The sequence below is a fragment of the Streptomyces sp. ISL-66 genome, from assembly GCF_018614135.1.
Lineage (GTDB): Bacteria > Actinomycetota > Actinomycetes > Streptomycetales > Streptomycetaceae > Streptomyces.
In genome coordinates this window covers 1-9,735 of the sequence record NZ_JAGGOW010000153.1, presented here as the reverse complement: position 1 = coordinate 9,735, position 9,735 = coordinate 1, and the positions used below count along the sequence as shown (strand labels likewise).

Annotated in this window: 7 protein-coding genes and 2 pseudogenes; 4 read left to right on the top strand and 5 right to left on the bottom strand. The window is 72.1% G+C overall.

Going from position 1 to position 9,735, the window contains the following annotated elements:
- A partial coding sequence (locus J7E97_RS27785) for a DUF4139 domain-containing protein (protein WP_215032744.1) occupies window positions 1–1,276 on the bottom strand: 1,276 nt, incomplete at its 3' end.
- Window positions 1,277–1,881: 605 nt separating this feature from the next.
- Here J7E97_RS27785 and J7E97_RS27780 point away from each other — a divergent pair.
- Entirely contained in the window at window positions 1,882–2,229 is a 348-nt protein-coding gene (locus J7E97_RS27780; RefSeq protein ID WP_215032741.1) for a DUF3040 domain-containing protein, read from the top strand.
- Between the two features lie 110 nt (window positions 2,230–2,339).
- Here J7E97_RS27780 and J7E97_RS27775 read toward each other — a convergent pair whose 3' ends face one another.
- Window positions 2,340–2,990 carry an endonuclease gene (locus J7E97_RS27775; protein WP_374224259.1) on the bottom strand — a complete coding sequence of 217 codons (651 nt, stop codon included), beginning with the start codon at window positions 2,988–2,990 and terminating at the stop codon, window positions 2,340–2,342.
- Between the two features lie 329 nt (window positions 2,991–3,319).
- Here J7E97_RS27775 and J7E97_RS27770 point away from each other — a divergent pair, with 329 nt between their 5' ends.
- Both J7E97_RS27770 and J7E97_RS27765 read left to right on the top strand, forming a co-directional pair.
- Window positions 3,320–4,519 carry a S8 family peptidase gene (locus tag J7E97_RS27770; RefSeq protein ID WP_215032738.1) on the top strand — a complete coding sequence of 400 codons (1,200 nt, stop codon included), beginning with the start codon at window positions 3,320–3,322 and terminating at the stop codon, window positions 4,517–4,519.
- 279 nt (window positions 4,520–4,798) lie between these two features.
- Window positions 4,799–5,149 carry a hypothetical protein gene (locus tag J7E97_RS27765; protein ID WP_215032735.1) on the top strand — a complete coding sequence of 117 codons (351 nt, stop codon included), beginning with the start codon at window positions 4,799–4,801 and terminating at the stop codon, window positions 5,147–5,149.
- Here J7E97_RS27765 and J7E97_RS27760 read toward each other — a convergent pair.
- A pseudogene (locus J7E97_RS27760) lies at window positions 5,136–5,667 on the bottom strand (transposase); the annotation flags it as partial. The gene J7E97_RS27765 and the pseudogene J7E97_RS27760 overlap by 14 nt on opposite strands.
- Before the next feature lie 26 nt (window positions 5,668–5,693).
- Here J7E97_RS27760 and J7E97_RS37120 point away from each other — a divergent pair.
- Window positions 5,694–5,909, top strand: a complete 216-nt coding sequence (locus J7E97_RS37120) for a hypothetical protein (protein WP_374224258.1) — start codon at window positions 5,694–5,696, stop codon at window positions 5,907–5,909.
- A gap of 266 nt (window positions 5,910–6,175) precedes the next feature.
- Here J7E97_RS37120 and J7E97_RS27750 read toward each other — a convergent pair whose 3' ends face one another.
- Complete coding sequence (locus tag J7E97_RS27750; protein WP_215032732.1) at window positions 6,176–8,203, bottom strand: AAA family ATPase; 2,028 nt, start codon at window positions 8,201–8,203, stop codon at window positions 6,176–6,178.
- 407 nt (window positions 8,204–8,610) lie between these two features.
- Window positions 8,611–9,735, bottom strand: a pseudogene (locus J7E97_RS27745) (SNF2 helicase-associated domain-containing protein); the annotation flags it as partial.

Sequence of the window (9,735 nt, the reverse complement as noted above, 5' to 3'; positions counted from 1 at the left end):
CGGCAGAGGGTGGCGGCGCGGCTCGCCCGGGAGCCGCGGGCGCCAGGGCGGCGGGGGCTCCGGCGAAGGACCGGAGGGCGTCGATCGGCCCGGCGCCCCGCTGAAAGGGGGCCGGCTGCGCGAGGTCGGGCATCGCGCCGCCGTAGCCCTGCGGTGCGGACAGTGGGGGAGCGCCGTAACCCTGCGCCGCCGGAGGCGGGGGAGGCGGCAGTGGGGGGCCGAACGCGCCACCGCGTACGGAGGTCACCTCGGCGAAGTCGGAGTCGGAGCCAGAACCGACGCCAACGGACGACGGTACGGGGGCCGTTGCGGGGCGGGGACCGGCCGACTCGTACCCGGCGAACAGGCCGGCGAGCCCGGCGGGAGGCTCGCGCCAGCCGGAGGGCGCGGGGGCGGGCTGACGGCGGCCGATCCGGATCGAGCGGAGCTTCGGCAGGTCGGTGCGGCGCCGGAGGTCGGCGGTGGCCAGGGCGATGCGCACGCCGGTCCAGTCCTCGCCGGTCCGCTGGGCGACCGACGCGCGCAGCACCAGACGGCCGCTGTCGTCGCCCTGACGGTGGGTGAGCCGGTAGGTCGGCACCCAGACGGCGCCCGGCACCCCGTACTCCAGCTCCACTTCCACTTCGGCCCGCGCCTGCGCCCCCGCGGCACCGGTACCGGCGCCGTCGAGGGTCAGGACCGCGCAGACCGTGGTCTCCACGTGTGCCGACGGTGCGTCGGTGGAGGCGCGGGCGAGCCGGTCCGCGGCGACGGCGAGCTCGTGCTCGACATCGCGCAGGGCCTCCTCCAGCTCGACGAGGCGGGCGTGCAGCCCCGTCAGCCGCTCCTCGACGAAGTCGGCGAGCTCCAGCCACGCCTCGACCGGGGTGCGGCGGTACTGGTACGGGTCCTCGGGCATGCGGGCGGGTGGGACCGGGTGGAGGGCCCTGACCTCCTCGATCAGGCCCAACTGCCGGTTCCGGCGCCCGCGCGCCGCCGCCTGTGCGTCGCGCAGCCGCTCGACCTCGCGCCGCAACGCGTCGGGCGTGCCCGATCCGAGCGGCTCGGCCTCGATCTCCACCCGGGCCTCGGTGACGCGCACCCCGGGGGCGCCGAGCACGCGGGCCCGCAGCGAGCCGGGATCCAGCGAGCGGGGCAGTCCCGTCACCCGTACCCGGCCGTCGGGCGGCACGCTGCCCCGCGCCAGGCGCCGACATAGCGCGCCTTGCGCGTACACCACGACCGAGTCGAGGGTCGCCCCCCACCTCGGTGCCGTCCCTGCCGTCCCTGCCGTCATGTGCTCCGCCCCCCGCCGCTCCGCGCTGTGCGCAGCCTACGCCCGAGCGGTCTCACGTCGAAGTGCCGTCAGCAGTCCCCGGGCGGCCCATGACCGTCGTCCGGGTCGTTGGGAGGAGTACCCGTGGTTGCTCCGTGCCGTCGGGGCGTGGCCGGCGCTACTCGGGTGGAGGCGTCGGGGGCGGTTCGGGCATCGGCTCCGGTCCGGGGACGGGCCTGGGGACCGGCCTCGGTGTGTGGGGGTCGCGGGGGAAGGGGTGCGTGGGAGGTACCGGGCTCGATCCCGACGGGTTCGGGTGCGTCGGTGGCCCCGCCTTCGTGTGCCCGCCCGTGTTCGTGTGCGTGTATGCGTTCGCGTTCGTCATGGTGAACCCGGCTCGTCGCAGCGGGAAACCTTTCTCACTTTCCCCCTGCCCGCTCTCATCCGGCCGAATCCACGATCCGCGGTGGCCCTCCGCCTCCCCCTGGCTGCACGTTCCGCTGCGCCATCGTCGGCCCCGCGGGGGCCCGGCCGCTCCCGACGAGCTGCCGAAGCGCTTGCGCGGCCACGGCGCGGGTATGCACACAGAGCAGAAGCAGAAGGCACGGCAGGAGAGGGGCCTTGCCATGGACGGGCCTGAGCTCTCGCGGCAGGAACAGCGCATCCTGGGCGACATCGAGGAGAACCTGCGCGCCGACCAGCTCCTGGACCGCAGGCTGCGCACCCTGCACCGCGGTATCCGCCCCTGGGCATCCACGAGGGACTGGTACCGCCACCACGGGCTCGGCCTGTGCACCGGGCTCCTCGGCATCACCTGCGCAGCACTCTTCGTACGGGCCGTCTCCGCCCCTTCCCCGGCGCTGATCTGGGCCTTCGCCGCCGCCTGGGTGCTCACGCTGATCCCTCTGCTCCTGCTCGTGATCCGGTGGTGCCGCAAGGCAGCGGCGGCCTCGGCGGGCCGCAAGAAGGGCTGACTTCCCTCACCTGAACCCCGGTGCCCGCTGGCCTCGGTGCCCCGCGCCGTCGCCGTCCGGTCGCCGTCATGTCGTACGTCTTCGCGCACCGGGCTCAGCCGCGACCGGGCTCAGCCCGTCTCGCGCAGGTCAGCGGCGGCCCCCTTGGAGAGTTCGATCCGGACCAGGGCCGCCGCCAGCCTCGGCAGGTCCTCGGCGGTGACGAGACGCGCCAGACCTGTCGCCGTCTTCGGGAGCCCCAGTTCGGCGGCGGCGTGGCGGGCCCGGCCGTCGAACGCGGGGCGCAGCTCGGGCCACACTCCCTGTGCCTCCCGGCAGAAGATGTCCGCTCCCACCGGCCCGATCCTCGGGACCTCCTGCAGCAGCTCCCGGATCCGGTCCGGGTCGCCGCCGGCCTCGTCGCGCAGCCGCCGCAGGTCTCCGCCGTACCGGTCGAGTACGAGCTCGGCCCCGGCCCCGAGCGCTGTGGCCGTGCTCTCGTCGTAGCGGCGGTAGTGGGCGCGGCCGAGGGCGTCCACCCGGTCCTGCCACGAGGCGGCGGTCATCGCCCGTGGCGTGCGCAGTCCGGCTGCGAAGAGTTCCCGGGCGGCGGCCACCGCGATGTCGGCACGGATGCGCACCGAGAAGAGCACGCAGAGGGTCAGTAGCTGGTACAGCGGCGCAGGGGTGTTCCGCAGCCGGATGCCGGCTTCCTCGGCATGGGTCCGCCCGTACTCCTCCAGCAGGCGCTTGGCCGTCACTGCCGGGGCCATCGACGTCATCGACGTCATGGCGTCCTCCTCCCGTCGTCCGTGCAGGCGCCTCACTGAAGCAGCTACCCCGTCACGCCGTCGCCACCCGGATGACGCGCCGCCTTCCAGATCGGCGGCGCCCTGTTTGCCGCCGCGCGCACCGCTCAGGGGGCCCGGCTGATCATCGGCGACGTGCTGATCACGGGCGCGCCACCCGGGCCCTCCGGGGCCTGCCCCAAACCTGGTCCCCGGCATGCCCGCCCCATCGGAGCAGCGCATTGCGGTGGCCTTCCGATGCCCGGGTGACCCGTCGGGGGATGTCCTGGCGCATGATCGTTTCTGCATGATGGCCTCCCCCCATGAACACGCACACCAAGCTCGCACTCGCGACCGGGCTGACCGCCGCCCTGGCGCTGGCCGCCCCGCTGGCCAGCGCCGCGTCCTCCGCCCCCGCCGCGCCGGAACCGACCCCGGCGCCGCTGTACACCTCCGCGAACGCGGTGCCCGGCAAGTACATCGTGACCCTGGAGAAGGGGGTGGACGCGGCCAAGGCCGCGCAGCGGCTGCGCCTGTCACCGTCGTACGTCTACGGCTCGGCGTTGAACGGCTTCGCGGTCCCGATGAACCCGCTCCAACTGACGATCGTCCGCAACAGCCCGGGGGTGAAGTCGGTGGAGGAGGACGCCAAGGTGATGTCCGCGCCGATGCGGGCCTCCATGAGCGGGACGCGGGCGCCGTCCTCGTCCTGGGGCCTGGACCGGATCGGCCAGAAGAAGCTGCCGCTCGACGACGACTTCAGCACGCAGGGCAACGGCGCGGGGGTGACCGCGTACATCCTCGACACCGGCATCGACTACGCCCACGACGAGTTCGGCGGGCGCGCCACCTTCGGCTACGACGCCGTCAGCGCCCTGGCGAAGGGGCAGGACTGCAACGGCCACGGCACGCACGTCGCGGGCACGGTGGGCGGCAAGACGTACGGTGTGGCGCGCAAGGTCAGTCTGGTCAGCGTCCGCGTGCTCGACTGTGACGGCAGCGGGCAGTGGTCGGGGATCATCGCCGGCCTGGACTGGGTGGCCAAGAACGCCAAGCAGCCGGCCGTGCTGAACGGCTCCCTCGGCGGGGACAGGTCCGATGCCGTGAACAATGCCGCGAACGCCCTGTCCGAGGCCGGTGTGCTGCCGGTCATCGCGGCGGGCAACTCCTCGAAGGACGCCTGCACCGTCTCCCCGGCCTCGGCGTCAGGCGTGCTGACGGTGGCGGCGAGCAACAGCTACGACGAGGAGACGTCCTTCTCCAACTACGGCCAGTGCGTCTCGGTCTACGCGCCCGGCCAGGCCATCGTCTCGGCGAAGCTCAGCGGGGGCTCCGTCGCCCTGAACGGCACCTCCATGGCCGCCCCGCACGTGGCCGGAGTCGCCGCCCTCTACAAGGCCGCGCACCCCACGGCGGCCCCTTCGGAGATCACCGAGTTCATCGATGCCGAGTCCACGAAGGACGTCCTGGGCAGCATCAGCAAGAGCAGCCCCAACCGGCTCCTCTTCACCGGCGGCCTGTAGCCCACGGCGGATCGTGTCGCCGTAGACGAAGCGGGGAAGGAGAGTCGGGTTTCCGTCGTCATCCCGGCTGCTCACCGGGGTAGGTCTCCGCTGCCTCGCGTGGACGGGGCGGCCCCTCGGCTCGTGCCGAGGGGCCGCCGGGTTCCTCCGAGAGGGGCTCTCGTCCGTCCCGTCCCGTCCTGCCCTCGCCGCTGCCCGCGAGCACACCTCACGTGTCTAACGCGTCAAGTCGTCGGTTTGAGTCCCTCGAACAACGGACTCGCGGGGTAGCCTCGCGGCATGACCGAGTCGGCCTCTCCCCAGCAGTCTCTGCCGACGTGGGATCAGGTGGTTGTTCTGCGGGACTTCATCCACGCCCGGACATACGCTGCCGCCGTTCCGACCATCCGCCTCAACGGAGAGCCGCCTCATGCCCCGGGATCCTCTCTGGCACGTGTCGCGGAGGTCAACGGAGCGCTGTACGAAGTCACGTCTCACCTGTGCCGTCGTCTGTATGCCGAGCTCTCAACGGGTCGCGCAGGCCCTATCGCGGATGTCTCCTGGGCGGCCCTGGTGTCGATCGCCGAGGCCTGGCGCGAGGACTCTGAGCTGCCGGACTGGATGAGCGGGCTACTGGTCAGGCCGCACTGACTTCGAGCGCTGGCGGTGCTGGGAACGCCGCCTGTTCGTCGAACAGCTCGTGCTGCTGGAGGCAGTGGTGGAGCTGGCCGATCATGCGGTTGGAAAGGTTGCGCAAGGCGGAGGCATGCCAGTCTCCGTGACCGTCGCGGCGCCTGCGGTAGTGCGCTTTCGCACCGGGCGACGAGGTGAGGGGGGCGAATGCCCAGAGGTATCCGGCGTGGTTGAGGCGGTCGTTCTTGACCCATCGGCGGGTGATGGCGGACTTCTTCCCCGACGCCCTGGTGATGGGCGAGGAGCCCGCGTAGGCCTTCAGGCCGCGGGCGTCGGCGAACCGTTCCCGGTCGTCGCCGATCTCGGCCAGGACCCGGGCGCCGAGCTGGGCGCCCGGGCCGGGGAAGCTGAGGATGACCTCGGCATCCTCGTGTTGGGCGAAGGCCTCCTCGATGGTTTGGGCGAGGTTTGTCGGCGGCGGTGCAGGCAGCTTCCAGTTGTAGGAGCACGGCCAGCATCTGCTTGCCGAGGGCGTCTCGGGGTCACCCAAATAGCGCCCGCCGTGAAGGTCGAAGGCCAGCGCTACATATCCGAGCTCGGCGAGAGCATCGGCCCGGCGGCGCTCGACGTCGCTGAGCCCCACGCCCTCTGGCCCGAGCAGCACCGCGGGCCGACGGTCGACACCGGCTGGGAGCGCGAGGTGCCCGAGCATCGTCAAACCGTCGGCCGGATACTCGACCGTACGCGTCGTAATCATTGTCATGTGACTGGACTGTAGTGATCGTCGAGCCCGGTCCGGCCGGTGTTCTGCCGCTGGCAGAACAGCCCGGGTATTCCTCCTGACCGGCCCTCGCAGCGGGATTCTGAGAAACGCTGCAGGCAAATGACAGCTCCAAGGATCGGCGTCCTCGACGAGCAATAGCGAGCTCGCGCCGGGGTTCATTCACAGCTTCTGAGTAGGGAGGCCAGGGCTACACCAGTGCGTACGTTGACGGCGCGTTGGGGCACTTGTGCGCCCGCGGCGACCACGCGGGCGCCGCGCCATCATGCGGGCTGGGTGGTGATGGTGCACAGGCGTTTGGTGGCCCGGGTCTGAGCCACGTACAGGTCCCTCTCCCCGCCGGGGCGGGCCGTGATGATCTCCTCGGGGTTCAGGACGACGACCCCGTCGAACTCGAGGCCACGTGCTTCGGACGCGGGCACGATGCGTGCGTGGTCGGCGATGCCGTGAGCCGTCAACTGGCTCACCCGGGTGTCCGCGCAGATCACTCCCAGGAGTTCGTCCGGCTGCGCGGTGCTCTGGGCGCGCAGTTCCTCCACGACGGCGGTGACCAGCCCGTCCCCATGCGTGGTCACGGTGCGCGGGCTCTCACCGCTGCGCAGTGACCGTGTGGGCCGCTGGTCCGGAGCGATCCGCGCGAGCAGGTCCCGGACGCTCTCCAGGATCTCCTGCGTGGTGCGGTAACTGACCGTCAGGTCGTGCAGTCTGAACCGCGTCCCGACATGCGGGCTCAGGGCTTCCTTCCAGTCGCGTGCCGTCGTGGCCGGGCCCGACTGGGCGAAGTCACCCACCAGCGTCATCGCCCTCGCCGGGCAGCGGCGGACGATCATCCGCCACTGCATAGCGGTCAGTTCCTGCGCCTCGTCGACGACGACGTGCCCGTACGTCCGCTCGGGCGGGCCGTCGACCAGGCTCGCCGCCTCGTCCAGCAACGGCACGTCCGCATCGGTCCACGGGGCGTCCGGGGCACGCAGGAGAAGGGACCGCTCCTGCGGGGTCAGGGTCGGCAGGCGCTCGGCCAGGGCGTCGGCATCCGTCAGCAGTGCCTTCACGAGGTCGCCGGGCACCAGTCGCGGCCACAGCGCCTCGACCGCCCGGTCGACTCCGGCGTCGTCGAGGAGATCGGCCCCGATGGCATCCAGGTCCAGCTCGTGGACCGGACCCGGGTCGGCGGCGCCCTCGGCACGGCGCTGGGCGACTCCCGTGAACCGGTCGAGGTTCAGGCCCGTCATCCTTTCGGTATCGGCGTCGATCTGCTCCAGGAGGTCGCCCATGTCTCGTTGCATCGCGTCGGTGACGGCGTCGACCAGGAGTTCCTTGAACGCCCGGCGCGCGGGGTTGTGGCCGGATGCGTCCGCCAGGGCGGCGGCGCGTGCAGTGGCGACCTCCTTCTCGGACAGGTGGACCAGTTCCTGCCCGACCCGGACGGTGAAGTCACCGGCGGGGGCCTGGTGGTCTCGCAGCAGGCCGGCCAGGGCGTCGGCGAGGTCCAGGCCGCCCTTGAGGCGCGCCGTGTCGAACGGGTCCACCGCGTCCGGGGATACTCCGGCCAGTTCCTGACAGGTCGCCAGATCGACGTCGTTCTCTCCGAGCGAGGGAAGGACCTGGGAGATGTAGTCGAGGAAACGGGCGTTGGGGCCCACCACGAGGACGCCTTCCTCCGCGGCGCGCGGGAACGCGTACAGGACGTAGGCCGCCCGGTGCAGGGCGACCACCGTCTTGCCGGTGCCGGGCCCGCCCTGCACCACGGTCACCCCGCGGTGGGAGGAGCGGACGATCTCGTCCTGCTCGGTCTGCAGTGTCGCGACGGCCGCGTGCATCCGGCCCGTACGCCGTGCCGACAGAGCCTCGGTCAACGGGCCGTCCCCCACGACGTCTTCGTCGGTCGGGGCGGTCCCGTCGAGCAGTTCGTCGCTCAGCGAGATGACCGTGCGCTCCTCGAGGCGCAGGTGCCGGCGCCGGCGCAGATCCATCGGGTGGACCGGTGTCGCCTCGTAGAAGGGCCGCGCCGCGTTCGCCCGCCAGTCCACGAGCAGCGGCAGTTCGTCCTCCTCCGTGTGCAGTCCGATCCGCCCGATGCGCAGGGCCGTGCCGTCCGTCCAGTCGATGCGCCCGAAGACCAGCCCCTTCTCGGCGCCTTCCAGCCGACCGATCTCCTTGGTCAGACGCTCGGCGGCGATCTCTCTCTCGTGCGCCTCGCCGGCGCCGTCCGCCGGGGCCTTCAGCACACTCGCCCGGTTCGCTCGCGCCTCGGAAAGCCGCTCGGTGAGCAGCTCATACAATGAGGACACGTAACCTTGCTCCGATTCAACCGCACGCACAGCAGAATCATTTATGTTTGACAACAAGGGACTCCTTCGATTCGAGCCGCACCATACGGCCAAAGTTCCCTAAAGGTAAGTCTTGACTTACTTGTTGCGTCTATGTCCTTACGGCTGACCGCACTTCGTGTCATGCGTTCCGTCGTTTCCCTTGAATGCCGGTGATATTTTGCCGTGCACGGGAAAGGCAGTGAATCCACGGGAAAGGTTCGTGGTCGCTTCACAGGCCGGGATGGGGCTGGCCTGCATTCCAAATGCGGACACCGGCGGCCGCCGTGATCCGGTTGTGCGACGCGGCGAGTTGGGTGATGTTCCCGGCGCCGTGTGCGGCCCGGATGCCGGACCTCAACGACTCAACATGCTGACTTGACAGGGAAGATCAAGGTCACGGTCTTGCCGAGACCCATGTCGTCGGCGAGGCAGGCGCCGAGGCCGAGCCCGGTCATCCGGGCGAGCCAGCGCAGGCCGCGGAGCTGGTAGTCGCGCAGGGTGGCCCGCAGGGCGGCCGGCGGCTGCGGCGCCACGGAACCGTCAGGACCTCCCGAATCCCCCGAATCCCCCGAACCCTCCGCGTCCTGCGGATCGGCCGCGAGGAGTGCGCGCAGCCGCTCCAGCGGTCCGGTGGCCTCTACGTCGTACCGCGCGCCGTCGAGCTCCGCCGAGCCGGTCAGTACGGCGGCCAGCGCGTCGGAGGCCGTCACCCGCAGGTCGCTGCGGGTGCGGGCCCGGCGTGCCTCGGCCGGGTCGATGAGGACCCACTGGTCGCGCAGCCGGACGAGGGGGCGCTTCGCCTCGGCGAGCCGGTCCAGTTCTTCGGGGGTCAGGTCGCCCTGGCCGCCGAGGGCATGGCGCCAGCCGAGGGGGTGCGAGGCGCCGGGGGAGAGCAGACCGGGGAGGGCGGAGCCAGCGTCCCTGCCCGAGGCTTCGGCGGGACGGCCCACGACGGCCCGGGTGGTGAGCGTACGGGCGAGCCCGCGCGGCCAGTGCACCTGCACCCCGTCGGCGGCCAGGACCCGGGAGGCCTCGCCGAGCAGCTCCGCGACCTCCTCGTCGGCGAGCTCCACGGAATCGGGGACGGCCGCGCCGAGCAGCGGTGTGAGCGGCGGCCAGAGGCGGGCGGCCCGGCGCAGGGCCCGCAGGGCGTCCAGGCGGGCCCGCGGCGGGAAGGCGGCCGCCGCCGGGCCGGACCCGGCCCAGACGTGGGAGGCGTCCGCGACGAGGGCGGCGTCGGCCAGGCCGTGCATCTGCAGGACGGCCCGGAAACCTGGGGCCTCGGCCGTGGGCCGGTCCAGCTCGATCCGGAGCGAGAGGCGCACCCCGGCGTCGTGCCCGGCGGCGACCTCGGCGGCCCATTCCCGCAACTCGGGGTGGGGCCGGGACGCGGGGGCGGCGTAGGCGTGCCCCCCCGGCGGCGGCCGTCGCGGCGGGGGACCGGGGCAGGGTATCGGCGACGGCGTCGAGGAAGGCGCGCAGCAGCGACTCCGGCGCGGGCAGCCGGAGTG

Excerpts from the sequence above, each read along its gene's own strand:
- J7E97_RS27780 (WP_215032741.1), top strand. The coding sequence starts at position 1,882 with ATGGACGGGCCTGAGCTCTCGCGGCAGGAACAGCGCATCCTGGGCGAC.
- J7E97_RS27775 (WP_374224259.1), bottom strand. The coding sequence starts at position 2,990 with ATGACGTCGATGGCCCCGGCAGTGACGGCCAAGCGCCTGCTGGAGGAG.
- J7E97_RS27770 (WP_215032738.1), top strand. The coding sequence starts at position 3,320 with ATGAACACGCACACCAAGCTCGCACTCGCGACCGGGCTGACCGCCGCC.
- J7E97_RS27765 (WP_215032735.1), top strand. The coding sequence starts at position 4,799 with ATGACCGAGTCGGCCTCTCCCCAGCAGTCTCTGCCGACGTGGGATCAG.